This window comes from Stutzerimonas nosocomialis, assembly GCF_005876855.1.
GTDB classification, from domain to species: domain Bacteria; phylum Pseudomonadota; class Gammaproteobacteria; order Pseudomonadales; family Pseudomonadaceae; genus Stutzerimonas; species Stutzerimonas nosocomialis.
Map to the genome: position 1 here is coordinate 14748 of NZ_QLAE01000033.1, position 25710 is coordinate 40457.

The 25710-nt window shown below is 62.7% G+C and carries 21 protein-coding genes; 16 read left to right on the forward strand and 5 right to left on the reverse strand.

Translation table 11 applies throughout. The annotated features are described in order from the left end of the window. Positions 1 to 171 precede the first annotated feature (171 nt). The 5 genes from DN824_RS17715 to DN824_RS17735 all read left to right on the forward strand — a co-directional run bounded on the left by DN824_RS17715 (position 172) and on the right by DN824_RS17735 (position 4689). Entirely contained in the window at positions 172 to 2130 is a 1959-nt protein-coding gene (locus tag DN824_RS17715; RefSeq protein ID WP_138409733.1) for a methyl-accepting chemotaxis protein, read from the forward strand. A 234-nt stretch (positions 2131 to 2364) separates the two neighbouring features. Then, positions 2365 to 2817, forward strand: a complete 453-nt coding sequence (locus tag DN824_RS17720) for a hypothetical protein (protein ID WP_138409734.1) — start codon at positions 2365 to 2367, stop codon at positions 2815 to 2817. Positions 2818 to 2932: 115 nt separating this feature from the next. Next, complete coding sequence (locus DN824_RS17725) at positions 2933 to 3661, forward strand: Abi-alpha family protein (RefSeq protein WP_138409735.1); 729 nt, start codon at positions 2933 to 2935, stop codon at positions 3659 to 3661. A gap of 83 nt (positions 3662 to 3744) precedes the next feature. Then, positions 3745 to 4281, forward strand: coding sequence for a hypothetical protein (locus DN824_RS17730; RefSeq protein ID WP_138409736.1), 537 nt, complete (start codon positions 3745 to 3747; stop codon positions 4279 to 4281). 78 nt (positions 4282 to 4359) lie between these two features. Then, positions 4360 to 4689, forward strand: a complete 330-nt coding sequence (locus DN824_RS17735; protein ID WP_138409737.1) for a DUF1493 family protein — start codon at positions 4360 to 4362, stop codon at positions 4687 to 4689. On the opposite strand, the gene DN824_RS17740 is transcribed toward DN824_RS17735, so the two are convergent. Continuing rightward, positions 4671 to 5585 carry an IS110 family RNA-guided transposase gene (locus tag DN824_RS17740; protein ID WP_414718420.1) on the reverse strand — a complete coding sequence of 305 codons (915 nt, stop codon included), beginning with the start codon at positions 5583 to 5585 and terminating at the stop codon, positions 4671 to 4673. The genes DN824_RS17735 and DN824_RS17740 overlap by 19 nt on opposite strands. 883 nt (positions 5586 to 6468) lie before the next feature. Between DN824_RS17740 and DN824_RS17745 the strand changes: the two genes are divergently transcribed. Both DN824_RS17745 and DN824_RS17750 read left to right on the forward strand, forming a co-directional pair. Next, complete coding sequence (locus DN824_RS17745; RefSeq protein WP_138409738.1) at positions 6469 to 6804, forward strand: hypothetical protein; 336 nt, start codon at positions 6469 to 6471, stop codon at positions 6802 to 6804. A 187-nt stretch (positions 6805 to 6991) separates the two neighbouring features. Then, positions 6992 to 7429: an acetyltransferase gene (locus DN824_RS17750; RefSeq protein ID WP_138409739.1), complete on the forward strand. Its 438-nt coding sequence runs from the start codon at positions 6992 to 6994 to the stop codon at positions 7427 to 7429. A 59-nt stretch (positions 7430 to 7488) separates the two neighbouring features. Here DN824_RS17750 and DN824_RS22735 read toward each other — a convergent pair whose 3' ends face one another. After that, complete coding sequence (locus DN824_RS22735) at positions 7489 to 7773, reverse strand: hypothetical protein (RefSeq protein WP_241666730.1); 285 nt, start codon at positions 7771 to 7773, stop codon at positions 7489 to 7491. Between DN824_RS22735 and DN824_RS22915 the strand changes: the two genes are divergently transcribed. The 5 genes from DN824_RS22915 to DN824_RS17775 all read left to right on the forward strand — a co-directional run bounded on the left by DN824_RS22915 (position 7663) and on the right by DN824_RS17775 (position 13033). Next, entirely contained in the window at positions 7663 to 8100 is a 438-nt protein-coding gene (locus DN824_RS22915) for a curlin repeat-containing protein (protein WP_414718421.1), read from the forward strand. The genes DN824_RS22735 and DN824_RS22915 overlap by 111 nt on opposite strands. After that, positions 8097 to 8750: a hypothetical protein gene (locus tag DN824_RS17760; RefSeq protein WP_158295398.1), complete on the forward strand. Its 654-nt coding sequence runs from the start codon at positions 8097 to 8099 to the stop codon at positions 8748 to 8750. Before DN824_RS22915 ends, DN824_RS17760 begins: the two co-directional genes overlap by 4 nt. A 428-nt stretch (positions 8751 to 9178) precedes the next feature. Further along, positions 9179 to 10483: an aromatic ring-hydroxylating oxygenase subunit alpha gene (locus DN824_RS17765; protein ID WP_138409742.1), complete on the forward strand. Its 1305-nt coding sequence runs from the start codon at positions 9179 to 9181 to the stop codon at positions 10481 to 10483. 115 nt (positions 10484 to 10598) lie between these two features. Beyond that, positions 10599 to 11606, forward strand: coding sequence for an ABC transporter substrate-binding protein (locus DN824_RS17770; RefSeq protein WP_138409743.1), 1008 nt, complete (start codon positions 10599 to 10601; stop codon positions 11604 to 11606). Positions 11607 to 11752: 146 nt separating this feature from the next. Then, a complete protein-coding gene (locus DN824_RS17775; RefSeq protein ID WP_138409744.1) occupies positions 11753 to 13033 on the forward strand; it encodes an OprD family porin in 1281 nt (426 codons plus the stop codon). 63 nt (positions 13034 to 13096) lie between these two features. Here the strand turns inward: DN824_RS17775 and DN824_RS17780 are convergent, their stop codons facing one another. Together DN824_RS17780 and DN824_RS17785 are read right to left on the reverse strand one after the other, a co-directional pair. Then, a complete protein-coding gene (locus tag DN824_RS17780; protein WP_138409745.1) occupies positions 13097 to 14917 on the reverse strand; it encodes a glycoside hydrolase family 15 protein in 1821 nt (606 codons plus the stop codon). Beyond that, positions 14910 to 15713 (reverse strand): glucose 1-dehydrogenase, encoded by an 804-nt coding sequence (locus DN824_RS17785; RefSeq protein ID WP_138409746.1) that lies wholly within the window; start codon positions 15711 to 15713, stop codon positions 14910 to 14912. Before DN824_RS17785 ends, DN824_RS17780 begins: the two co-directional genes overlap by 8 nt. A 424-nt stretch (positions 15714 to 16137) precedes the next feature. On the opposite strand from DN824_RS17785, the gene DN824_RS17790 reads away from it, so the two are divergent. Together DN824_RS17790 and DN824_RS17795 are read left to right on the forward strand one after the other, a co-directional pair. Continuing rightward, a complete protein-coding gene (locus DN824_RS17790) occupies positions 16138 to 18423 on the forward strand; it encodes an MHYT domain-containing protein (protein ID WP_138409747.1) in 2286 nt (761 codons plus the stop codon). Between the two features lie 201 nt (positions 18424 to 18624). After that, positions 18625 to 21012: an ATP-binding protein gene (locus tag DN824_RS17795; RefSeq protein WP_241666733.1), complete on the forward strand. Its 2388-nt coding sequence runs from the start codon at positions 18625 to 18627 to the stop codon at positions 21010 to 21012. A gap of 99 nt (positions 21013 to 21111) precedes the next feature. Here the strand turns inward: DN824_RS17795 and DN824_RS17800 are convergent, their stop codons facing one another. Continuing rightward, positions 21112 to 21675 carry an NADPH-dependent FMN reductase gene (locus DN824_RS17800; RefSeq protein ID WP_138409749.1) on the reverse strand — a complete coding sequence of 188 codons (564 nt, stop codon included), beginning with the start codon at positions 21673 to 21675 and terminating at the stop codon, positions 21112 to 21114. Positions 21676 to 22777: 1102 nt separating this feature from the next. Here DN824_RS17800 and DN824_RS17805 point away from each other — a divergent pair. Then, entirely contained in the window at positions 22778 to 24175 is a 1398-nt protein-coding gene (locus DN824_RS17805; RefSeq protein ID WP_241663968.1) for an OprD family outer membrane porin, read from the forward strand. Between the two features lie 251 nt (positions 24176 to 24426). Then, positions 24427 to 25710 (forward strand): lipase family protein, encoded by a 1284-nt coding sequence (locus DN824_RS17810; RefSeq protein WP_206666174.1) that lies wholly within the window; start codon positions 24427 to 24429, stop codon positions 25708 to 25710.

Below are 25710 nucleotides of genomic sequence, written 5' to 3' on the forward strand. Positions count from 1 at the left end.
AGATCAACCAAATGGATTCGGCCAAAGGCCGCGCGCCGTCGATAAGGATTGTGACGCAGGCATCGAGGCATGCCGGCGCTTTTCCGGCCCATCCGCGACGAAACGGGATGGGCCAAACGGCATTCGGCTCTGGCCGCACGACGCCATGAGCCGGCAAACGAGGTACACGACGTGCTCAGAAATATCCCATTGCGCTTCAAGCTGGTGATGATCCTCCTGCTCCCTTCGATCGGCTTTCTCTGGCTCGCGGGGGTATCCGTCTCCGACAGCTACCGGACGCTGCGCAACATGGATCACACCGTCGCGGCCAGCGCTGCCGCGCAGAAGGTCAGCCAGCTGATCACCACCCTGCAACGCGAGCGTGGCGCCAGCGGCGTCTACCTGGGCAGCCAGGGCAGGACCATGCAGGACCGCCTGCCCGGCATGCGGCGCGACACCGACCAGGCCCTCGAGGCCGTGCGCGCGCTTTCGCAAGGCAACGACCAGGTCGACAAGGCCGTCGCCGCGTTGAGCGGCCTGCAGGCGACCCGTCGCCAGATCGACGCCCTGAGTATCAGTGGGCGCGATTCGGGCGCGCGCTTCACCGAGATCATCCAGGCCCTGATCGGCTTCACCTACGAGCTGGAACTCAGCGTCAGCGACGTCGAGCTGTCCCGGCTGCTGGGCTCGCTGAACCAGTTCATCGAGATGAAGGAGCGCGCGGGCCGCGAACGCGCGATGCTCGGCGTGGTGTTCAATCAGGATCGCTTCGACGCCGGCCTGCTGTCCGGCTTCAGCCGCAACCTGGGCGAATTTTCCGCCTACCTGGACAGCTTCGAACGCGCGGCGTCCGAGCCCTTCGTGCGTCAGCTCGAGCAGACGCTGGAACAGCCCAGCGCCCAGGAAGTGGCCAGGCTGCAGCGCCTGGCGTTCGACGTACCGCTCGGCGAGTCGCTCGGAGTCAGGCCCGAAGCCTGGTTCGAGACCGCCACCCGCCGGATCGACCTGATGGGCCAGGTGGAGGATGCGCTCAGCCAGAGCGTAGGCAGCGTGGCGGCGCTGGCACGGGACAAGGCGCGGCTGGCCCTCTGGCTGACCGTTTCCCTGTCGCTGTTCGCCCTGGCCGCGGTCTCGGCCCTCTCGTACGTCATCATCCGCAACATCAACCTCGCCGTCGGCGACGTGAACCATGCGCTGGTCGCCCTTTCGGCGCGCGACCTGACCGCCAGGACGTCCTATGCAGGCAAGGACGAATTCGGCCTCATCTCCCACAACCTGAACGCCATGGCCGAGGAGCTGACCCACGTCGTCCAGGACATCGGCAACGCCACGGGCCAACTGGCGACCGCCGCCGAGGAATGCTCCGCGGTCACCGTCCAGACCAGCCAGAGCGTCGAACGTCAGCGCGAAGGCACCGAGCTGGTGGTCACCGCCGTCAACGAGATGAGCGCGACCGTCAGGGAAGTGGCCCGCAGCACCAGCGACGCGGCCGAACTGTCGCAACGGGTCAACCGCAGCACCGCCCAGGGCAAGAGCGAGATCGACGGCACCATCGAGCTGATCCGCCAGCTGTCCAGCCAGGCCGACCAGACCGCCGCGATCATCCGCGACCTCAAGCATGAGAGCGACTCGATCTCCTCGGTGCTCGACGTGATCCGCGGCATCGCCGAGCAGACCAACCTGCTGGCCCTCAACGCCGCGATCGAAGCGGCCAGGGCAGGGGACCACGGGCGCGGCTTCGCCGTGGTCGCCTCCGAAGTGCGCGTGCTCGCCCAGAAAACCCAGGAGTCCACCGGCGACATCCAGCAGATGATCACCAACCTGCAAGCCGGCTCCGACCGCGCCGCACGCTCGATGCAGGAAACGCTGAACACCGTGCAGGCCGGCGCCGACAACATCGTGCGCGCCGGCGACCTCCTGGCCGAGATCGCCGAAGGCGTCGCCGGCATCAGCGACCGCAACATCCAGATCGCCTCCGCCGCCGAAGAACAAAGCGCCGTCGCCGAAGACATCAACCGCAACGTCACCGAAATCAACGACGTGGCCATCCAGGTCAGCGCCGGCGCCGAACAGACCGCCACCACCAGCCTGGAACTCGCACGGCTGGCAGAACAACAGCAAGAGTTGGTGGGTAGGTTCAAGGTGGCGTGATGAAAGGCTGCCTGGGCTGAGCGATCAGCCCAGGCGAATGGCAGACATCGAGGGAAAGACTTTGCGCCAGTCGACAGGTGCGTGACCCTGTGACATATAAGATGCCAAACCCGTCAGTCAGACGTTGCAAGGCCCGCTCTGCGGGCCTTTGGCGTTTGATTGAAGAATGTTATCCGTCAGACGCGTCCGGCGTGTTATGCGTCAGGTGACGTCTAATTATAGTTAGAGATCAGCATGAAAAATTTATTCATTATTAAATTTATTTTAATAATCGCCTTTCTATCTGGCTGCTCAAGCAAAACCCAAATCAATGATGAGCCAGAATCACCAACCACAATAAATGCGCTTTGGAATGATAGCGGAAAAGATAGTGACATAGGCTTTTGGATTTATGAGAAAAATGGCACATGCCCTTCAATACGTAAAAATCTACCTATAGTTTTTTCACCTACTAAATTAATGTCGAAGGCCTCTATAAAAAACGTTAACGTCACGGATCTAAAATACTGCTTTGAAGCAATGCCAGAAGAGCCTGTTAAATATGGCAATAATTGCGAGAGCGGTAGAGTTTCATACGAGCACAATAAAAATGATAATAGGTACTACGGCACATACAGTATGAAGTTTACAAACGGCAAACTCATAGAAGGAGATTTTATTGCAGAATACTGTCCTCCCTCCAAATGAAAATTCTTCAGAAAATACAAATCTCTAACAACTGGTTCAAATCGTTCGCTTCGCTCTCTGGGACGGGCTAAAGCCCGCCCCTTAACCAAACGTTATACGGCAACGAGGAATTATCGTGGGATGGCTTGAGGACGCAGCGAAAATGCTACCAGTTGAAAAAATATATGACGATCTCGCTTCACCTGCTTTTAAAGAAATAGGGGAAGCCGCAAGAACCACTATAAAAGCCTCACGTTTCTTGCTTGCACCAATTGACTACCTAGCATCTCAGCACGACCGATGGCTAAATTACTTACAACGGGTTAACGATAAAGTCCCTGAAGAAAACCTAATACCTGCCCACCCGCAACTATCAGGTAGAGTTTTAGAGGGCTTGAAGTACCTAGAAGAAGACAGTCTGCTTGCAGAGTTTTTTCTTAATCTTTTGGCAAGAGCAATTGACAAGGAGCGCGCTAGCGAAGCGCATCCAGCATTCGCCACAGTTATTTCTCAGTTAGCCCCAGATGAAGCGCTAATTATTTTTCACCTCAGCAAAAGCAATAAAATATTAAAACAGCACTCACCTTACAATCCAGCCAACAACACATTTTCTGGAAGAACTTTGCTATCAAATGAATTTCCTACTGAAATATTAGCCTTCCCCCAAAATTTCTTTATGTATGCTGACCACTTGCATAGTCTTAATCTTGCTGGAATATGGCAGCAAGGCAACCAGGAAGCCACATATGAAAATGGCCAGCAAAGCGGTGTAAATATAACAAGTAGCGCTCAGCTGACTCCATTTGGCGAGTTATTTGCCAAGGCGTGTTTGCCCGAAAATATTGATGCGTACAATACCGTATAACAACTGGTTCAAACCGTTCGCTTCGCTCACTGGGACGGGCTAAAGCCCGCCCCTTAACCAAACGTTAGCCTACAGGAGGTCGTATGCGTGAGATTGAAGGCATTGATCGAGTAGTTGAGATACTTCGCCCTCATATGGCTGAGATTGAGGAGCGCTTCAATATTGAAAACCAGCGCTTCATCACTCTAATCCAGCACCCTCATGACATCATCGGCCGCTTGCTGAAATGCCATTTAATTATCGAACACTATTTAGAACGTTTTCTTTCCGCGCACTTCGGCCTTGAAAACATTGAAGATGCAAAGCTTAATTTCTTCAACAAAGCAATGCTGCTTCCAACTAGCTCCAGTAGCGCAGCTTTTGTTCGCCCCGGCATACTAAAACTCAACTCCATACGCAATAAGGCTAGCCATAACCTCGCACGCGAGCCGAGTTTCGAGGATCTTGGCCCCATCAGTGATGTGCTTGAAATCGCACGCCCGGCAGCATCCTTCAGCAGCCCCATTGAGGCGATAGAAGCATTTACAACCGTTGCTTGCACCTGGCTCATCGTTCCACCAAAAGAACATCAGCAGCTATTCGCTGATGCTTTCGCCGAAGTGCGAGTAACTGCAGGCTAACAACTGGTTCAAATCGTTCGCTTCGCTCACTGGGACCGGCTAAAGCCGGCCCCTTAACCAAACGTTAGACGTAGGACCATGAACAGACACGCCGAATTTCTTGAGTTAGTTCAGAAGCATAAAAGAGCTCAAGCAAATTTCAGCCTGAGCAGCAAAGTTGTTGGTGATTTAGGTATCGACGGCGACGACGCTGAAGAGCTTATCGAAGAGCTGAATACAAAACTTCAGCCTCAAAGAATTGATGTAAACTGGTTGAGGTATTTCCATACCGAAGCGGAGCTTCTGTCATGGAGCTACTACCTAAAGCTACTTACATATAAAGTAGGCATCAGAAAAAAACCAGCGCTTAGACACGTCGACCCTTTAACAGTTGAAAAGCTCATGGAGCTTTACAATGCACCCGTGTAACGTCGAGTCAGCCTTTCAGGTGTTCGCGCCCTGCAGCGTTTGGCTGCCAACAGCGCGGCTCGCCCGCCATGGATGAACAAGGTGCGGACGTAGACGTTGCCTTTGCAACTGATCCGTCCAAGCCTGCGACGCTCGCCACTACTGTATTCGTTCGGCGTCATGCCCAGCCAGGCGCTGAGGTGCCGGCCACTGGCGAAGCGCTCGGGTTTGCCGACTGCGGTTTTCAACGCACTGGCCGTCAGCAGGCCGATGCCACTTACTTCATCCAGCTTGTGCACGATTTCATCGTCGGCGTGCCAGCGGGCCAGTTGCGCTTCGCACTCGCGCATCGACTGTTCATATAGGTTGATCTCGGCCAGTACCACTTGCAGCGCACCGCGCAGAGTCTGCACTTCAGGCCGCTCGATCAGCTCGCACGCGTGGCGCAGCAAGGGCTTGATGCCGTTCGGCGCTTCAACCCCTGCTTCACGCAGGATGCCACGCAGCAAGTTGATGCGTTGCACACGGGATTTCTTCCAGCCCTCGCGCAGCTTGTGAAGTTGTTGCATCTGCTGCTGTTGCACGCTTTTGACCGGAACCGGGCGGATTCCTTGGCAGCGCGCCGCTTCCAGGATGGCGTCGCAGTCGTTGCGATCGGTCTTGTTCCGCCGCCGGTACGGGCGCACGTAACGGGGGTGCAAGAGCACGACGCGATGCCCTTTCTCCTGCATCAACCGGCCCCAATGGTGAGCCGTGCCACAGGCTTCCATCACCCACTCGACAGGCTCGAGCTGCTCCTGTACATATCGCGCAAATGCCCCGGAATCGAGCCGCCTGCGCCGATCCACCCGGCCGACCTGGACACTCTCGGCAACTTGGTAAACGGACTTGGCCAAATCAACCGCTATGCGTTTCATCGCACCTCTCCCAACGAACAGTCACCACGGTGTTATAGAAGAAACGTGGTGCAGGGAGAGTCCATTACAGCCCTCAAATCGTTCGCTTCGCTCACTGGGACAGGCTGAAGCCTGCCCCTTAGCTTAATCGTTAGCTGCACTTAGAAGTGTCATGTATGAATGATGATCAAATAGCAGTAGGCGGTGACTTCAACCGAATCTTTGATCACAAAGATTATCTCGCAATGATAAGCATCCCTGACGAGGCCACATGCGTTCTTCGAGGTCATCTGATACCGGTGAAAAGGGGACAGCTTTATTTCTCAGGGTGAAAAGGGTGAAAAGGGGACAGGGGTGAAAAGGGGACAGATTTATTTCTCCAGAGCGCTACCAAAAACTGCCCTCTTTTTAAGTGCTTGTTGGGCCGAGCTAAAATCGGTCCTTAACTCATGAAGATCTGAGTGGGTTGTAAGTGGCGCGTGGAAGAAGGAGGGTTAAGGCGTTTTCAGCGCTGTGCTATTTATAATCAACTTAGCCTTTGACTGGTTTTGTGTGCGCATTCGCTTAGTGATTTTGGTTGTTGTAAGTCCCGGCGGATGCGTGTCTGTAGGTTAAAAGTCCGGCAGTATTGCGAGAGCTATTGTAGGTGGCCATTGAGCAGCCGAAAAAAGCCGAGCAAGCCAGGATTCACGTAACTGGCTCGGTCAGGCTTTGGGAGTATCGAGTTGGTTTTATCATAAAAATCTGTCCCTATTTGTGAGACGAGAGTAATACTTACTTGAATTCCACGGCCGAAGTTGTCGGGCTGTGGTTATGCCAGCCTTGCTAGTCATGAAAACAGTCCTATGAAAAGAGCTTTAATTGCATTGATTTTTCTTCCAGCCTCTCAGCGGATCAGTCAGCTTTGGACCTTGAGCCTCTGGCCTGGGCTAACGTAAGCTGCGCTGCATTTTATGCGGCCGCACAAATGCTTGTTAAGCCAGAAGCGAAGAAGGAGCAGGAGTCGAAATTCAACACACATTACTCCTTGTCACATCAATTCACCTCTGCATATGAGAGAATATCAAAAGACCTGAATGCAGAGATTCAACGTGAATTTGCCGAGGCTGCGTCTTTGACAGAGCGCGAGCAGGTTTCCAACTACTTAAGCAGAAATCGTATCAAATGCTCTGTAATCGAGATGAATTCTGTTGGAGTATTACGTGGCGGCATGGTTAAAAACGATGTGGATCATGAATAAAACCCGTTAATCAAAATTAAAGACCGAAAGGTGGCGGATTTATTTTTCAGAGCGCTGCCCAGAAATAAATCTGTTCCTTTGTGATCGATAGCCCTAAGTTTGGTGCCAGGATTCTGGGCTTCCGGTATCTCGCGACGGTCGTCCGAAAGAACTCTTGAACAGAACGTGGACAGTACATTTACCCCTTATGACCATCCGAACCGCACTTACCTCTGACTTCCCCATCCTCGTGGGAATATGGGAAGCCTCCGTCCGGGCTACGCATGATTTTCTGGCGGAAGACGATCTGCAGGCGCTGCGCCCCCGCATGCTTCACGAATGGCTCCCGGCAGTTGAGCTGGCTGTTTTCGTCGACGCCAGGGGCGAGACCCTTGGCTTCATGGGCACGTCGGGCGAAAGCCTGGAGATGCTTTTCATCGCGCCTTCCGCGCGGGGGATGGGGATTGGTAGGGCGTTGGTGGAGCATGCGATCCGTGAGCTGGCCGTTCGCGTGGTCGATGTGAATGAGCAGAACGGCCAGGCGGTGGGCTTCTATCGGCGCATGGGGTTCGAGGTGGTAGGGCGGTCCGAGCTGGACGGCCAAGGCAGGCCTTACCCGTTGCTGCATATGCGCTTGGCCGGCTGAAGAGGCCGCCGACAAGGGCAAGAATCAGGCGCTTCTGCCGCACATTTGATTATGACGAATCAGTCTTGCCCGGCCGGGCTGTTTTGACGGCGAGCGCGCTTATACCAGCTAACGTTCAGGTGCTGGTTCGCAACGAACCTTTCCGCTGTTCCCAGATTGCTGCGTAAGCCCTTACGGAGTGACTCGTCATGACTATCGCAAAAATAACGACTGCCGCCGTTCTCGCGGTGCAGGTGCTGGCTGCCCATGCGCAAGGCAATAGCATAGAACTGGATCAGGAAGGCAATGCCAATGACGCAACGATCACCCAGGAAGGGGTTGGGGATCGCGTGCGCCATGTTCAAGCGGGGATTTCAACAGTTCCGTTATCCAACAGGCGAGCAGCGCAAGTGAGCTTGTCGATATTCAGCAGGGCAATGGCAACAGTTCATGGGTCTATCAACTGGGTGGCAGTGGGAATTCGATCGAAAGCGATCAGGTCGGCGATAACAATCATCATTCCAATGGGCAGTACGAGAGCAGCAGTTCCTCGATTTCCACGTATCAGGAAGGTAACGGCAATACGGGAGGCGGGGACCACCGGGATGCGACCAACGCGTCGGCGGCCTTCGAAACGATCGGGGACAACAATCACGCCAGTATGTCGCAGTGGCGTGGCGATTCCAGCGTGACCACCCTTTATCAGCACGGCAACGGCAACTGGAGCAGTACCTTTCAATACGGCACGCAATTGGTGAGTGACGTGCGACAGGAGGGCGATAACAACGAGGCGCATGCCGATCAGAGTTATTTTCACAACAACTATTCGACCATCACCATCCGTCAGGAAGGTAACGGCAATTACGCCTTGAGCCAGCAGGCGCTCGAACATAACAGTGCCTCGATCGTCCAGGTCGGCGACTCGAACCTAATCCGCAGCCGCCAATATGGCTTCGATAACGCGATCGATATCTACCAGGCGGGTTCCGGCAACGTGGTTAACGGCACCCCCAGCGGTACCGATCAAGCGATGACCCAGGAGGGGAACGATAACCTGGTATCGGTCGCGCAAATCGGCAATGACAATGAGCTGTTTCACGAGCAGATGGGCGACGGGCTTGACTTCGCGTTGAGCCAGATCGGCGATTCCCATCATGTGACGGCTGTCAGTGAAGGCGGGGATAACGCGATCGATATCGTTCAGTCCGGTGGAAATCACACGGCCATGGTCATGCAGTCCGGGAGCATGAACCGGCTCGGCCTGATCCAGGGCGGGTTCGGTAATAGCGTCAGCGCGACCCAGAACGGCAGTGGCAACACGGCCACGCTCATTCAGCGATAACCGCGCCGCCGGCCGTTCGAGCGGCCCACATGGCCCAACGCGCTGGCGGCCGAGTCCACGGCTGCCGGCGCGTTTCCCCACCTGGGGGTCTTTCGCGCCCCAGCATCACCAGCCAGCCAGCCAGCCAGCCAGCCAGCCAGCCAGCCAGCCCGGCCGGCCTTCGGTTACGCACCGTACTGTTACCGGCGCACGGCTTATGCTCCTAAATGGAACAGGCGCCTGGTCCGGATTCCGCGCTCGGTTTCACCCATGGTTCAAACGCTCGCGTTTTTCATGTGAAACATCCAACCTGTTGTTTCTCAAGCACATTTTTTTAGAGCCGGTTTTTGCCGATGATTGGCACTCTTCATGCTTGATTACATGGAAAACAATGTTCCATCCATAAAACAAAACTTCGGGCTGTTGGACTGAAGGTAGAGGAGGACGTGATGCTGAGTGAGGAGAAGAACCGTCGGCTGACCCAGGTCGGGCCAGGGACGGAGATGGGTGATTACCTGCGTCGCTACTGGCACCCCATCGCGGGGGAAAGCGAGTTCGACGATAAAACGATTCGCCCCATACGCATCCTTGGCGAGGATCTGGTCCTGTTCAAGGACCTCAGCGGCAACTACGGTCTGGTGGACCGCCAGTGTCCTCACCGCAATGCCGACATGTCCTATGGCTACGTGGAGCAGACCGGCATTCGCTGCAGCTACCACGGCTGGCAGTTCGGCGCGGACGGGCAGTGTCTGCACCAGCCCTACGAGCAGGCCTGCGATCCCACGGCGCGCATGTGCAAGAGCACGCGCATCAAGGCCTATCGGGTCCAGGTCAAGGCCGGCATGCTGTGGGCTTACATGGGGCCGGAGCCGGTGCCCGAGCTGCCGGACTGGGAGCTTTTCAACTTCCCCAACGGCTTTGCCCAGGCGGTCTTCGCGGAGTTGCCCTGCAACTGGTTCCAATGCCAGGAAAACTCCATCGACCCCGTGCATTTCGAGTGGACGCACAACAACTGGACGATCCGCCAGGCCGGGGATACGGGCCCCTATGTGCCTTCCCACCTGAAGCTGGCGTTCGACGAGTTCGAGTACGGCTTCACCTACCGCCGTCTGCGCGAGGGGGAGGACGAGAACAACGTGATGTGGACCACCGGCCGCGTCACCCTGTGGCCCAACGGTTTCTACCTGGGCCACCACTTCGAGTGGAGGGTGCCCATCGACGACCACAACACCTTGAGCGTGCTCTGGGTCCTGAGCCGCGTGCCCACCGAGCAGGAGCCCTACCGGCAGGAGAAGATCCCCTCCTGGTACGGCCCGATCCGCGATCCCCAGACGGGGCGCTGGATCACGTCCCACGTCGCCAACCAGGACTTCGTGGTCTGGGTCGGGCAGGGGACCATCACCGATCGCACCCGGGAGAAGCTCGGACAAAGCGACAAGGGCGTGGTGATGATGCGCCGGCGCTTCTTCGAGGAGCTGGACGCGATGCGGGAAAACCCGCAGCACGTGCCCAAGGGCACCATCCTCGATCCCGAGCTCAACAAGAACGTCTTCCTGCCTTCGGCCTGCCGTGACGAGATGCTCAACGGCCTGCCCCGCGAGGCGCTGGCCGAGCATCCGTTGCTGGGGCCCTACCTGAAGGACTTCTTCGGACAGGCCGGTCAGCCGGATGACGTGCGCGCCGCCTACGAGGAAGCCGTCGGCCAGAAGATGCAGGGCGCGAAGCTGTTCGTGGTGCACGGCTCGCGCAAATAACCCCGACGTTTCCCTGACAACACCAAGGCCTGCGTGGCGCCATGAGGCGCCGCGTCGGGCTCGATCCGCCCGGATTTCACGAACACTGCCGTCCCCTCTGAATAGGAATCCTTGTATGAACGTTCTACGGTCGTATGTACGGCGCCTCTGGTTGTTTGGCGTGTTGTGCCTGGTTGGAACCACCGCCCTGGCCGATGTCCAGCGCGTCACGCTGCTGATGCCGGCTCCGCCCAATCTGCCGGGCTTCGCGCCCTGGCTGCTGGCCAAGGAAAAGGGCTACTACCAGCGCTTTGGCTACGACGTCGATCTGGTCGCCGCCAAGGGCGGCGCCGACGTGGCCAAGCAGGTCGGCGCGGGCAATGCCCTGTTCGGCGTGGGTAATGGCGATACGCCGATCATCGTGCGCGGCAACGGCGTGCCGGTGAAGACCGTCGCGCTGCTGGGGATGCACCCGCACACGCTGCTGGCGCTGGACCCGACGCAGAACATCCGCTCGGTACAGGACCTCAAGGGCAAGACCGTCACGGTCATGTCCTATTCCGATTCGATGTACTACACCCTGCTCGCGACCCTGCGTGCCGCCGGCATGGGCCGCTCCGACGTGAATATCCAGGCGGCGGGCCCGGCCGGCGTCTGGCAGCTGTTTGCCGACGGCAAGGCGGACGCCATGGCGGGTTCGGCCGACTGGGTGGTGAACATCCGCGAAAGCGGCCGGCCCGTGGAGCTGATGCCGCGCGAGGCCCTGTTCGACGCGATGTCGCAGGCGGTGATCGCTTCCGACAAGGCCATCGCCGAGCATCCGGAGGCGGTTCAGGCGATCGTCAGCGGCACGCTGATGGCCCTGCGCGACATCATTGCCGACCCGGTTGCCGCCGCCCAGGTGTTCGCCAAGGTGGTTCCGTCCTACTCCGGCAAGGAAGCCAAGGTCGAGGAGACCTTCGCCCTCTACATCGAGCGTATCTACGGCAAGCAAGCCCGCCTGGGTGAAATCGACGCGGCGCGCGTCACCAAGTCGCGCGACTTCTACGCCAGCGAAGGCATGGTCCGCCAGGCCGAGCCCCTCGACGCCTACTACACCAACCAGTTCGCCAGCCAGGCCAACGCCACCGCCCTGGCTCCCTAAGACCCTCCCGAACGGGCAGGCATGCCTGCCCGAGCGCCTTTCAGCTACCTGGAAGGTGTGGAGCCGCTCGCCCTGAAAAAACCACGACAGGCTGTCCGCGCCCCATGCGCGGGGGCCATGACGGGACCGACACGAGGCCCTTTACGATGAAAACCACTCTAATCACGCCCTGCACCCTCGGCGTTGCCCTGCTGGCCGGTTCGTTCTGCGCGACCGCGTCCGCCGAGGGCTTCGTCGAAGATTCCAAGGCAAGCCTGATGCTGCGCAACCAGTACTTCAATCGCGACTACAAGGATGACGGCAGCAAGTCGCAGATCCGCGAGTGGGCCCAGGCCTTCATTGCCCAGTACTCCTCCGGCTACACCCAGGGCCCGCTGGGCTTCGGCCTGGACGCCCAGGGCTTTCTCGGCGTCAAGCTGGACTCCGCGCCCGGTCGCACCGGCTCCAACCTGCTGCCGATACACGACGATGGCCGCGCCGCCGATGAGTTCTCCGAGCTGGGGCTGACCGGTCGAATACGGCTCTCCCAGACCGAACTGCGGCTCGGCACCCATTACCCGCTGCTGCCCGTGGCCCTGGCGCCGGCGACCCGCCTGTACCCGACGACCTTCCGCGGCGGTTCGCTGCGCTCCAGGGAGATCGCCGGGCTGAACCTGGAAGCGGGCAAGTTCGACCGGGTCAACCTCCGCGATTCCAGCGACAACGAGCCCATGGGCGTGGCGGCACCCAACGCGCGCTTCGACCGCAGCGCACGGTCCAACGATTTCACCTATGCCGGCGGCACCTACCAGTGGTCGCCGGCCCTCGAGCTGCGTTATTTCCACGCCCGCCTGGAAGACATCTACCGGCAGGACTACGCAGGCTTCAACCACCGCCTGCCGCTGGGGCCGGGCGCGCTGCGCAGCCAGTTCCGCTATTTCGACTCGCGCGAGGACGGCCAGTCCCGCGCAGGCCAGGTGGACAACCGCAACGCCACCCTGAACCTCACCTACGACCTGGGCGGGCACAGCTTCGGCGTCGCCTACCAGCACATGACGGGCGACACGGGGATGCCGTACCTCATGGGGGGCGACCCGGACGGGCTGAGCGAGTACCTCTACAGTTCCGACTTCGTCAATCCGAACGAAAAGGTCTGGCAGATCCGCCACGACTACGACTTCGCCGCCATCGGTATCCCGGGGCTGAGCAGCTGGCTGCGCTGGGTGCACGGTTACGACATCGAACTGCCGGCGAGCCTCGGCGGCGGCAACCGCACCGAGACCGAAAAGCAGGTGCAGCTCGCCTACGTGGTGCAGAGCGGCCCGGCGCGCGGGCTGGCGGTGCGCGTGCGGCACTCGTGGTACAGCAACGACTTCAACAACACCGCCGCGTTTCGTGACGACCGGGAACTGCGCGTGCTGATCGACTACAAGCTGGATCTGCTCTGACCGGCCTTCGCCCCGGCGACCCCGCCCGGGTGGCCGGGGTTCGCCGTGCGCGGCTTCCGGGCCTCAGGGCTGCCAGTGCGTCTCGCTGCCGGAGAGTTTGCGGTCCAGAAAGTAGGCGGCGCTGATCAGCGCCAGGTGGGTCAGCGCCTGGGGTGTGTTGCCCAGGTGCCGGCCGCGGGCGTCCAGCTCCTCGGAGAACAGCCCCAGCGGGCTGGCATAGCCGATGAGTTTTTCGAACTCCATGTGGGCTTCTTCCGTCCGCCCGGCGCGGGCCAGGCATTCCACGTACCAGAACGAACAGGCGGTGAACGCGCCTTCCTCGCTGTGCAGCCCGTCCGGTGTCGCGTGCAGGTCGTAGCGTTTGACCATGCCATCGCATACCAGGCGTTTCTTGATGGCGTCGAGGGTCGCTAGCCAGGCCGGGTCGGTGGCGCCGACGAAGCGGAACAGGGGCATCAGCAGCATCGAGGCATCCAGCGAATCCTGCCCCAGCACGGCGTTGAAATGGCCTTTCTCCTTGTTCCAGAAATGGGTCCAGATGTCTTCCTTGATGTCCTCGCGTGCCTGCAGCCAGCGCGCGTAGGGCATCGACAGGGAGCGTTTCTGGGCCAGGCGGATGGCGCGGTCGACCGCCACCCAGCACATCAGCCGCGAATGCAGGAAGTGTCGATTGCCGCTGCGCACTTCCCAGATGCCCGCATCTTCGGAGCGCCAGTGCTCGCAGACGTAGTCGATGAGGCTGATGGTGGTTTTCCAGCCGCGATGGGAGATGGCCTGGTCGTACTTGTTGGACAGGTACACGGCGTCCATCAGCTCGCCGTAGATGTCCAGCTGCACCTGCTTGAACGCGTCGTTGCCGATACGCACCGGCCTGGCGCCGCCGTGGCCGCTGAGGTGGTCGAGTTCCTGCTCCGGCAGTTCGCGGCCGCCATCGAGGCGGTACATGATCTGCAGCTTGTGCGCGATGTCGCTGCTGCGCTCCAGGCATTCGCCGACCCAGTGCATGAAGTGATGGGCCTCTTCCTTGAACCCCAGGCGCATGAAGGCGTAGACGGTGAAGGAGGCGTCCCGGATCCAGGTCGCGCGATAGTCCCAGTTGCGTTCGCCGCCGGGGGCTTCCGGCAGCCCGAAGGTGGCCGCCGCGGCGATCGAGCCGTACTGGCGCGATACCAGCAGCTTGAGCACCAGGGCCGAGCGCATGACCTGTTCACGCCAGCGCCCCCGGTAATGGCTCTGCCGGCACCAGCGGCGCCAGAAGGCGAGGGCGTGCGCCAGGCTGTGCTCGGGATCTTCCTGCACCACCTGTTCATCCTCGGCGCAGCCAAAAACGAACGTGGCGCATTCACGCTCGCCAAGGGTGAAGTGCGCGACCGCCGCCGCCCCCTCGAGGGTCAGCGGCACCGAGCCCGCCAGGCGCATGCTGCGTTGCCCTTCGGCGGCGAAGACGACGCTGTCGCCATCGCGGCTGGCCGTGGTGTCGGCGCGTGCGTAGTCGAGCCGGGGCGCGCATCTGAGGTGTATGCGGGCGGTCCCCTTCACGGCATAGATGCGCCGCACCAGGCGGGGCAGGGCGTGCTTGTCCTCCTGCACCGGCATCCAGTCGGTCAGCTCGACGGCGCCTTCCTCGTCCAGCCAGCGGGTCTGCAGCACGTTGCTCTCGGGCAGGTAGAGTTGCTGCCGCCTGGCGTCGGGCAGCTCCGGGGCGATGCTGAACAGCCCGGCCTGGTCACCGTCGAGCAGTGCGGTGAAGACCGAGGGGCTGTCCAGGTCGGGCCAGCACAGGTAGTCGATGCAGCCGTCGTCGGCGACCAGCGCGCAGGTGCGCATGTCGCCAATCACGCCGTGCGCGTCGATGGCGCGGATGCCGTCTTCTCGTTCAGCCATTGTCCTTGAACCCCGGATACAGGCTCATGCCGCCGTCCACGAAGAGCGTGGCGCCCACCACGTAGTCGGACAGGTCCGACGCCAGCCAGACCACGGCGTTGCCGATGTCCTCGACCTCGCCGACCCGCCCGTAGGGAATCAGCTCGAGCAGCTCCCGCCGGCCTTGCTCGTTGCCCGTCACCTCGTCGTTGATCGCCGTGGCGATGGCGCCGGGCGCGATGCCATTGATGCGGATGCGCTTCTCGGCCATTTCCTGCGCCAGGGTCTTCATCAACAGGCTGACCCCGCCCTTGGAGGCCGCGTAGTTCACGTGTCCGGCCCAGGGGATGACCTCGTGCACCGAACTCATGTGGATGATCTTGCCGGCCGCGCGGGAGCGCTCGGGGTCGATGCCCTGGGCGAGGAACTGGCCGATCGCCGCCCGCGCGCAGAGGAACTGGCCGGTGAGGTTGGTCTGGATGACGGTGTTCCAGTCCTTGAGCGACAGCTCAGGCGAAGGCGCGTCGCGCTGCAGCCCGGAGTTGGCGACGAGGATGTCCAGCCGGCCGAAGGCGTCGATCGTTTCGGCGAACAGCCGCTCGACGGCCTGCTCGTCGCCCACGTCGGCGCCGATGGCGATCGCCCGGCCGCCCGCGTCGACGATCTCCCGGGCCAGCCGCTGCGCCGGCTCGGCGTTGGCGTGATAGTTGATGGCGACCGCCGCGCCGACCTCGGCCAGGGCCCTGGCCGAGGCGGCGCCGATCCCGGAACTGGCGCCGGTGACCAGCGCCACCTGGCCTTCGAGTGAAATCTGCATCGCAAGACTCCTGCCCATCGGGTTGAAAGCGGAGGGGGATCGCGGGCCCTGCAGGCGCCCGTGGTGCTGGGTTCGACCATCCGATTGGGCGACCCGTTTCGCGGCGCGGGATGGATGGTCCGATGTCGCCGCCGGAGGCTCGTTCGCGACCCGCCGGCACGACGGTAGCGCCCGAGCGGGCGTTTCGATCCGCCGAATGGTCGGGTTGCGCACTTGTAATCAGCGGTTTCGCGAGGTCACACGAATACGGCAGCTGTAAAGAGGCCGAGGCGGCTTGAGCGATCTGCCGGGGTGCCGACCGTTCCGCAAAAGCGGGGCGGTGCGTCGGAAAAAGATCGGCAAGCCATCGCTAGCTTGGCAGACTGTGAAGGCCGCGCCCCGGCACGGGTGGCGGCGATTCAGTCCCTTTCCTACCGAGTGCCTCATGCATACGACTTACAACATCGCATTGGTCTGTCTGTCGATCCTCATCGCCGTCACCGCGTCGTTCACCGCGCTGGATCTGGCCAGCCGCGCGCGGGCATCGGTCGGCTGGGTCCAGCACGCCTGGCTGGGCACCGCCGCGCTGTGCATGGGCGGCGGCATCTGGTCGATGCACTTCGTCGGCATGCTGGCGTTCGGCATGCCCGGCATGGAGATCAACTACGACCTGGGGCTGACGCTCCTGTCGCTGGTGGTGCCCATCGTGGTGACCGCCGCCGCGTTCTTCATCGTCAGCACCCGGGGCCTCGGCGCGAGAACCCTGGCGCTCGGCGGCCTGTCCATGGGCCTGGGCATCGGTGCGATGCACTACATCGGCATGGCGGCGATGACCATGCACGCCGAGCTTTCCTACGATGCGCCCTGGGTGGCCTTTTCCTTCGCCATCGCCATCGGTGCGGCGACCGCGGCGCTCTGGCTGGCCGGACAAGGGCGGCGCCTGTCCCTGCAGTCGGTGGCGGCCGTGCTGCTCGGGTTCGCGGTGTCGGGCATGCACTACGCCGCGATGGCCGGCGCCCGCTTCACGCCGTTGCACGATGCCATGCCGGCGCCCGCCGACAGCGGCCTGGACCTGCTGACCCTGGCGCTGGCGGTGGCCGGTTCGACCTTCCTGGTGCTGTTCCTCGGCCTCACCGCCTCGATGTACGACCGCCGCCTGGCGCTGATCAGCGAGCGCGAGGCCGCCGCCCTGCGGCAGAGCGAGGAGCGCTTCCGCGCGCTCTACAGCAAGACCCCGCTGCCGCTGCATTCGCTCGACGAGCAAGGCCGGCTGGAATACGTCAGCGACGCCTGGCTGGAACTGCTCGGCTACGGTCGCGACGACGTCATCGGCAGGCCGCTGGTCAATTTCATGACCGAAACCTCCGCGCGCCAACTGCTCACCCACGACTGGCCGCGCCTGATGCAGGTCGGCGAGATGCACGAGGCCGAGTACCGGATCGTGACCCGCGCCGGGGAGTTCGTCGACGTGCTGGCCTCGGCCCGGCTGGAGCAGAGCGCGCGCGGGCGCTTCGTGCTCGGTGGCCTGGCCAACGTCACCGAGCGGCGCCGCGCCGAGGCCGCGCTGCGCCAGGCGCAGAAGATGGAGGCGATCGGCAAGCTGACCGGCGGCATCGCCCACGACTTCAACAACCTGCTGGCGGTCATCGTCGGCAACCTGGAACTCTTGCGCAAACGCCTGCCGGCGCCCGAGCCGCGCATCGCCTCGCTGATCGAGAACGCGCTGCAGGGCGCGCAGCGCGGCGTCAGCCTGACCCAGCGCATGCTGGCCTTCGCCCGCAAGCAGGAGCTGCGCCCCGAAAGCGTGTCGCTGCCGGATCTGGTGATGAACATGAGCCAGATGCTGCAGCGCTCGGTCGGCTCGCACATCCATATCGAAACGCGCTTTCCGCTCGGGCTGCCCATGGCCTATGTGGATGCCAACCAGCTGGAGCTGGTGCTGATCAACCTGGTGGTCAACGCCCGCGACGCCATGCCCGAGGGCGGCACCATCTGCATCAAGGGCGAGCAGCGCACCCTCAACCAGGGGCCCGGGCAACCGGCACGCGAGTACGTGGCGCTGGTGGTGCGCGACGAGGGCAGCGGCATGGGCCCGGACACCCTGGCGCGCGCCACCGAGCCCTTCTTCACCACCAAGGGCACGGGCAAGGGCACGGGGCTCGGCCTGTCCATGGCCCAGGGCCTGGCCGAGCAGTCCGGCGGCCGCCTGACCCTGGAGAGCACCCTCGGGCAGGGCACCACCATCGAGCTGTGGCTGCCGCAGGGCACGCCCGAGGCGGATGCCGAGCAGGCGCCGGCGGAGGGCGCCGAGCCTCCCGATGCCGGGGCGCCGCCTGCCGTCACACCCCGGCGGATTCTGGTGGTGGACGACGATCCGCTGGTGCTCACCAACACCGTGGCGCTGCTCGAGGATGTCGGCCACCAGGTCGCTTCGGCGTCCGACGGCCAGGCCGCGCTGGCGGTGCTGCGCGCCGGCGACGAGTTCGACATCCTGGTGACCGACCAGATGATGCCGGGGCTGACCGGCACCCAGCTGGCCGACATCGTCGCCAGGGAGCGCCCGCAGCTGCCGGTGCTGCTGGTCAGCGGCTTCGCCGAACTGCCCGAGGGCAGCGGGCGGCTGCAGATACTCGCCAAACCCTTCACCCAGGCCTCGCTGATGCAGGCGATCGACGACACCATCGCCCGGCCGGGCGTCCGGGTCGTGGTACCGCTTCGCCCGCGCCGCTGAGCCGCCGGACCGACCGTTGCGCGGATAGCCGCGCCGTCGCGGCCCGATTACGGAACATCGGCCTGCAATCGGCGGTCCCCACCCCATGCGAAGGTCATCCGGCCGACCAGTCTCCTGAGCGGACCTTCGCCGATTCCCGGACGTGAAACGTACGTCGCCGGGAACCGGATCCCTCCTCTCACGCAGGCGAGACAGGTGTTCATGGTCAGACAGGCGGAAACGACACGGCATGCCGTCGCACGTGCAAGGTTCATCGCGCCGGTGTGCGCGGGCCTGGCCGTCGTGATCGCGTGCGGTGCCCTGGTCAACCGGTGGCGAGACGAGGCCCCCGTCGCGGGCGTCGATCCGCCGGTCATGGTGCCGCTGGTGGCCATCGGCATCCTGCTGGCGGCGCTCGCCCTGCTGCTGGTCCGCCCGCGCCGTGGCGAGCTCGCGCGCGGCCTGGGCCTGCTGGCCGCGGCGGGCACCCTGGCGGCGGGCATCTTCACCCTGGGCGAGTACCTGGCCGGATGGGGCGAGACGCTGGAGGAGGGCCACTGGCTGAGGTTGAGGCCGGGGCCGGCCAGCGGCCTGGGGCTGGTGATCGCTGGCACCGCTCTGATCGCATTCGGCCTTCGTCGCAGGTGGGCGCGGCGCCTGGCGATGGGCAGTGCGGCGGCCACCCTGGTGATCGCCTTCGCCGGCTTGGTCGGCCATGCCTACGGCGCCAGCGTGCTCTACGGCCTCAACCACTGGGGCGGCACCGCCGTGTCGACCGGCCTCGCGCTCAGCGCGCTGGCGCTGGGGATGCTGTTCGTCGATCCCGCGCGCGGCACCGCCGGGCTGTTCGTCAGCGCCAGTGCCTCGGGGTATCTGATGCGCCGGCTGATTCCCGCCGCCCTCGCCGCGCCGCTGCTGCTCGGGTGGCTGATGCTGATCGCCCAGGGCACCGACCGTGTCGACATCGAGTTCGGCACGGCGCTGCTGATCGTCTCGCTCATCGTCCTGCTGGTTGGGCTGATCGTCCACCAGGCGATGGTGCTGCACGCCACCGAGGCCGAACGCGAACGGCTGCTCGCCCGCGAACGCCAGTCCCGCGAGCGGATCAGCGACATCCTCGAAAGCATCCACGACGCCTTTGCCGCGGTCGATCGCGACTGGCGCTTCACCTACATCAACCGCGAAGCCGAACGCCTGCTCCGCCAGCCCCGGGAGGAGCTGCTCGGCCGCAGCCTGTGGGAGAAGTTTCCCGCCGTGCTCGGGACGGTGTTCGATCGGCAGTACCACTGGGCCATGGAGACCAAACAGGCGGTGCAGTTCGAGGAGTACTACGCGCCGCTGGAGTTCTGGGTCGACGTGCGCGCCTTCCCGACCGCCGACGGCCTGTCCATCTACCTGCGCGACGTCACCTCGCGCAGGCTGACGGAGGAACAGATCCGCCAGAGCGAAGCGCTCAACCGGCTGCTGGTGGAAATGATCCCGCAGCACATCTGGGCCACCGATCCGGACGGCTACCACACCTATTTCAGCCGTCGCTGGTACGAGTTCTCCGGCACCCAGCTGGAGCAGACCCAGGGCCAGGGCTGGCTCGAATACCTGCACCCCGAGGACCGCAAGCGCACGGTCAAGCGCTGGCAGCATTCCCTGAAGACCGGCGAGCCCTACGCCATCGAATACCGCTTCCGGGGGGTGGACGGGGAATACCACTGGTTCCTCGGCCAGGCCATGGCGCAGCGCAACGAGGCCGGCGAGATCGTCCGCTGGATCGGCACGCTGACCGACATCTCCGAGCGCAAGGCGCTGGAAGAGGAGCGCGAGCGGCTGCTGGCGCTCGAGCAGGAAGCGCGCGCCGAGGCCGAGCGCCGGCGTACCGAACTGGAGCGGGTGACCGAGAGCCGCGCGCGGCTGATGCGCGGTTTCAGCCACGACATGCGCAACCCCCTGAGCGCCGCCGACGGCCACGCCTGGCTGCTCGAAAGCGGCCGCATCGGCGCGCTGACGCCCCGGCAGTCCGACAGCGTGCAGGGCATCCGCCGGGCGATCCGCACCGCCGTGCGGCTGATCGACGACCTGCTGGAGCTGGCCCGTGCCGAATCCGGGCAACTGAACATCCAGCGCGTGGCGACGGACGTGGGGCAGGCGGCCGAGGAAGTAGCGCACGATTTCCACGCCAAGGCCACTTCCGCCGGGCTCAGCCTGGAGGTGCTGGCCCCCCATGGCCTGCAGGCCGACACCGACCCGGCGCGCCTGCGCCAGATCCTCGCCAACCTGCTATCCAATAGCGTGAAGTACGCGCCGCACAGCCACGTGACCCTCGATGCCCGGCGGGTCCACGACGGAGGCCCGCAGCCGGGCGTGTGGGTGGCGATCAGCGTTACCGACACCGGGCCGGGCATACCCGCCGACAAGCAGGAACTGATCTTCCAGGAATACACCCGGCTCGAACCCGAGGCGCAGCAGGGCGCTGGCATCGGCCTTGCCATCAGCCGCCGGATCGCCCAGCTGATGGGCGGCGACCTCACGGTCGAAAGCGAGCCCGGACACGGCGCCCGCTTCACCCTCTGGCTACCCCCCGCCGCTGCGGAGGAAAGGGCCGTGGCGACGCGTTAGACAACGACGCCACACCCCATGGGGGCGGTCGGGGGCGCCTGGTCTCGACCGCGGGCTTTCTCCCCCTCGATCACAGCCCGCAAACCCTCCGGGCGACGATCAACGGCCTCCCGCGTGGCGCTCGACCCAGCCGGCGTAGGTGTCGATGAATTTCTGCAGGAAGGGCCGCACCCCTTCGCCGGGTTTGCCCTCTTCGTCGAACAGGGTCGCGGCGCCGCCGAGGTAGGCTTCCGGCTGCTGCATCAGCGGCACGTCCAGGAAAACCATGCACTGGCGAATGGCGTGGTTGGCGCCAAAGCCGCCCATGGCGCCGGGCGAAGCGGTGATCACCGCGCCGGGCTTGCCGCTGAAGGCGCTCTGGCCGTAAGGGCGCGAGCCGACGTCGATGGCGTTCTTCAATGGCGCGGGGATCGAGCGGTTGTATTCGGGGCTGACGAACAACAGCGCGTCGGCGGCCTTGAGCTGGTCGCGAAAACGCCCGTACGGGCTCGGCGCGGACGGGCCGTCGATGTCCTCGTTGTAGAGCGGCAGATCGCCGATCTCGACGATTTCGAGCTTCAGCGATTCGGGCGCGAGGTCGGCCAGGGCGAGGGCCAGCTTGCGGTTGATCGATGCCTTGCGCAGGCTGCCGACCAGAACGGCGACGGTGTAGACCTTGCTCATGCGGATGCTCCTGGGTGGGTGGCGGTCTATGGCAGACCACGGCCTGTGGACGATGACTCCACCGGCGCGGCGAGATCGTCGGCGACACCGGCAGACGGCCGCGCTCGGCGGGCCTCGTGGAGTGTCGGGCCGGCGGCTTGTAAAGCTCGCGGTCAGACCAGGCGTCCCCGACCGCTCCCACGGGTGGTTTCAAGGTGAGGGGGCGGCAGAGTTCGCAGCCAAGGTCGCTTCCACAGTGGAGGTCGATGCGGTCGTGGTTTTCGTGGGGTGGTCGGGGCGCCTGGGCTTGACCGTGAATCCTCCTGACTCAGCCAGCGCCATGCCGCCAGTGTGCGGCACGTCACGGCGACTGATGCCCTTCTTGCGGACGGCCGCGCCGCTGCGGTCTACCCCTTCCAGGTACCCATTGGTAGACGAAAAAAATCAATATTTACACGTTGGTTTCTCGAATATAGATTCTTCGAGAAGCTCATGTTGTATATGTTGATTATCTTCGTACATGTCTACAAAAATAAAAAAGGGTACAACGCATGGCTTGGTTAGATTCCGCAAAGGTCGCCACCTTCATGGCGCCGGTTTTCGGCAAGCGATCATCCGCACTGGCTGTGCTGATACTGGTGGCGCTCGCATCCGGCCTCGCTGGCCAGACAGCGCTTGGCGAGATGGCCCCGGGTGGGGGGGCTGCAGCTGCACCCACCGCGTTCATATCGATGTTTCCCATCTTCTGTTTCGCGCTCCTGCACGCTCATCGCCGATGTCCGGGCGGCGTTACCGGAGCGATGCCCGCCGGGTTGGATCGCCCGGCCCCTTGCGCCATCGGTAGATGAGCCCGTGCTCCTGAAATCGAAAACCTGCTTTGAACTCGGGCCTGTCTGTCTGCCTGGCGCGAGCAGTTCGCGGGCTGCGTCCGTTTAATCAGCGAGCGGCATTTTCGAGCGGTTCTGTCTGTTTGCGTCTCGGCAAGTTGTCCGGCTTGAAAGTCGCCTGCTCGGCCGCTTTTGAATGTGCTGCCGGGGAGTCAAGTAGTTGTTTGATCGTTGCGGGCCTCGCATAGGCCTGTAGGGAAAGCCTTGTCCATATAAAAACAATAGAAGAGGTTCGTATGCTGGCGAAAAGAATGACGTTAATGGCCTGTTCGGTATTGCTTGCGGGTGCCGGTAGTTGTCTGGCGGCAACCATCGAATATCCCGAGCGGCTACAGGATGAAGGGAAACTGAACCTTTATATCCGCGCCTTGCAGATAGACACCGAAATATACAACGACCTGGTGGAGGACCAGTTTGGGGGATTTCCGGACGGATCGAAGTTGGGGGGTACCGGTATCGGCGCCATCGTGGATTACAGCTCCGGTTACTGGGGCGGATTCGTCGGATTCGATGCGTCGCTTTATGGCGTGGCCAAGATCGATTCCAGGCAGAACAGCCGGGATATCTTTGACGACACGAGTGGAAGCAACAAGGGCTTCGCCAAGTTGGGGCAGGGCTACCTGAAGTTTCGGCATGGCGGTACGGGCTGGGTTGCCGACATGCAGGTCGGCCGGGGTCGCTTCGATGCCGGCACGCTGGCAACGCTGGATACCCGGATCGCACCGGGGTCCTACCAGGGCGCGCGTGCGCGCCTCAGCTTCACCGACCTCGGAGTCGGCCCGCTGCCGGGCGAACTGGACTTCGACGTCGCCTACGTCAACCGCAGTTCGCCCCGGGACCGGGAAGACTTCGAGCGCCTGATGAGCAACACCGGCGAAACGATAGATGGCCTGTATACCTACGGCTTCAATTATGACCTGAAGGCCGTTGAGTTCAGCTACCGGCATGGTGTGGCGAAGGACTTCAACGAGAACAGGCGCTATGAACTCACCTTGCAGGCCCCGGTCGGCGAAAACGGCGGCGTCATATTGAATACACAGTATTACGACTTCAAACGTGCGGGCGACATATGGCGGCGTGACTGGTTGGAAGGTGAAGCCGCCTACGACGACAAGGCCAGTTGGTTGAACGTGAATCTGGGCATATTGATGAATCGCCTGCGCCTCGGGCTTTCCTACTCCGAAACGGATGCGAAGTTGAGCAACGGGCTACTTGGCTACGCCTTTTACGATCATGGCGATAACGTCGACGGGCTGATGGATGCCTGGACGGAAGCGGGCAACGACTTCAACAATGACGGCGAAAAAACCTGGCAGGTCGGGGCCGAATATGATTTCAGCGGGCTCTCCTTGTTCGATGTGCCTCTTGATGGCGTAAAGGCAATGATCATCCACAAGCGAGGTAAGTTCGATGCGGACAATCCCTTTACAGGGGTGTCGACGGATATCACCGAACGTCAGACGGAGTACCGTCTTTATTATCGTTTCGATGAAAAGGACTATGCCGGTTTGTCGGTGGGCATCATTTATACGGACTACCGGATCGACCAGGACTTCGTTTCCCTGGTCTCCGCCCAACCGGAGAACGTGGTGACGGGCAAGGAACTGCGGACCTATATCGATTACGCCTTCTGACCTGTCCGGATTGTCTGCCGGGCTGGCTTGAGGGAGTGTTGTTGTCCCCATTCGCGGTCGAGACTAGGCGCCCCCGACCGTTCCCACAAAGCCGCACGGAACCCGTGGGAGCGCGGTCTTGATCGCGAAAGACGTTCGAGCCGCCCAGACGATTACCGGCCAGGCTCGCCTGCCAGGGTAGGCGGGCGTTCTCACAACCACCTGCCGTGGCGGGATTCGCAGCCGCGGCCCTGATGATCGGAGCGGCCGTGATGCGGATATTCGGCGTGTTTCAGGCGGCGCCAGCCGTCGTTCGGCTCGGGGCCGTCGCGGCGCTGTGCCTGGTGGTGTCGTTCCATGCGAAGGGGGCGGAGTTGCCCGTCGGACCCGACGTGGGGGACATGGTCCTGTCGCCCTTCTATCGGTGGTCCGGCCCGGTGCCGGATACGCCCGGAACCCTGCTGAAACAGGAGGCGATGGCAGGGCAGGAGGACATGCCCGCCGCGTCGGCAGCCATTCGTATCCTTTACAGCTCGCGGGACGAGCGCTGGGGGTCGGGGCCGATACCGGTCAGCGGAACCCTGTTTCTGCCGGCAGGTGAACCGCCCGCCGGTGGCTGGCCGCTGTTGGCCTGGGCGCACGGCACGCTGGGCATCGCCGACAGCTGTGCGCCCTCCTGGGCGGGCTTCAGGAGCCGCGATGCGTCCTATCTGAACCGCTGGCTGGCGCAGGGCTTTGCGGTGGTCGCCACCGACTACCAGGGCCTGGGAGGGCCCGGGCCTCACCCTTATTCCTACTGGCAGGCGGAAGGCCGCTCGGTGCTGGATTCGATCCGCGCCGCCCAGGCTGTCGCGCCCGGCGCGCTTTCGGGCCGGACGCTGCTCGCCGGGCAGTCCCAGGGAGGAGGGGCGGCCTTGGGGGCGGCGACGCTGGCCGACACCCATGCCAGGGACCTGGATATCCGCGGCGCGGTGATCACCGGACCCAACAGCACCTTTCCCGAGGGGCCGATCGACTTGCCGAGGCGCCACTCGCTGACCATGTTCCTGGGATTCGCGACCGGGGCATTGAAGGACGGGGCGCCGCCGATGGAGGACATTCTGAGCCTCAAGGGGCGCACCTTGCTGGGCGTGGCGCGCCAGGGCTGCACGGGCGATATCGCGCGCAAGGCGAGGGAGCTCGAGGTCGGCTCGTTCGAGGATCTGCTGGCCATCAGCCCGCAGGAACTGGCGTCCCTGCGCGTGCCCACGACCGACATGCCGCTGTCCTCGATCCGCTTTCCACTGCTGATCGCAACCGGCAAGGCCGACCGGACGATCACGCCCATGGAGCAGTACGCGGTCGCCGCCGCCCTGTGCGCGGCCGGCAACCAGGTCACCTGGCGGCTGCTCGAGGGGATGGGGCATGACGGGGCGATGCACGGCTCCCTGGACGAGGCCTTCGCGTTCGCCAGGGCCCGGCTCGACGGGCGACCGGTCGGCGCCAATTGTTCCGACCTACAACCGCCCGGCCCTCCTGGCGAGCGGAACCCGCAGGCGCCCTTCAACGATGACTGA

Bases quoted from the DNA above. Each gene is read 5' to 3' on its own strand.
- DN824_RS17810 (WP_206666174.1), top strand. From the start codon at position 24,427: ATGCGGATATTCGGCGTGTTTCAGGCGGCGCCAGCCGTCGTTCGGCTC.
- DN824_RS17720 (WP_138409734.1), top strand. From the start codon at position 2,365: ATGAAAAATTTATTCATTATTAAATTTATTTTAATAATCGCCTTTCTA.
- DN824_RS17800 (WP_138409749.1), bottom strand. From the start codon at position 21,675: ATGAGCAAGGTCTACACCGTCGCCGTTCTGGTCGGCAGCCTGCGCAAG.
- DN824_RS17735 (WP_138409737.1), top strand. From the start codon at position 4,360: ATGAACAGACACGCCGAATTTCTTGAGTTAGTTCAGAAGCATAAAAGA.
- DN824_RS17740 (WP_414718420.1), bottom strand. From the start codon at position 5,585: ATGAAACGCATAGCGGTTGATTTGGCCAAGTCCGTTTACCAAGTTGCC.
- DN824_RS17790 (WP_138409747.1), top strand. From the start codon at position 16,138: ATGCATACGACTTACAACATCGCATTGGTCTGTCTGTCGATCCTCATC.
- DN824_RS17795 (WP_241666733.1), top strand. From the start codon at position 18,625: ATGGTCAGACAGGCGGAAACGACACGGCATGCCGTCGCACGTGCAAGG.
- DN824_RS17730 (WP_138409736.1), top strand. From the start codon at position 3,745: ATGCGTGAGATTGAAGGCATTGATCGAGTAGTTGAGATACTTCGCCCT.
- DN824_RS17770 (WP_138409743.1), top strand. From the start codon at position 10,599: ATGAACGTTCTACGGTCGTATGTACGGCGCCTCTGGTTGTTTGGCGTG.
- DN824_RS17765 (WP_138409742.1), top strand. From the start codon at position 9,179: ATGCTGAGTGAGGAGAAGAACCGTCGGCTGACCCAGGTCGGGCCAGGG.
- DN824_RS17780 (WP_138409745.1), bottom strand. From the start codon at position 14,917: ATGGCTGAACGAGAAGACGGCATCCGCGCCATCGACGCGCACGGCGTG.
- DN824_RS17750 (WP_138409739.1), top strand. From the start codon at position 6,992: ATGACCATCCGAACCGCACTTACCTCTGACTTCCCCATCCTCGTGGGA.
- DN824_RS17785 (WP_138409746.1), bottom strand. From the start codon at position 15,713: ATGCAGATTTCACTCGAAGGCCAGGTGGCGCTGGTCACCGGCGCCAGT.
- DN824_RS17805 (WP_241663968.1), top strand. From the start codon at position 22,778: ATGCTGGCGAAAAGAATGACGTTAATGGCCTGTTCGGTATTGCTTGCG.
- DN824_RS17775 (WP_138409744.1), top strand. From the start codon at position 11,753: ATGAAAACCACTCTAATCACGCCCTGCACCCTCGGCGTTGCCCTGCTG.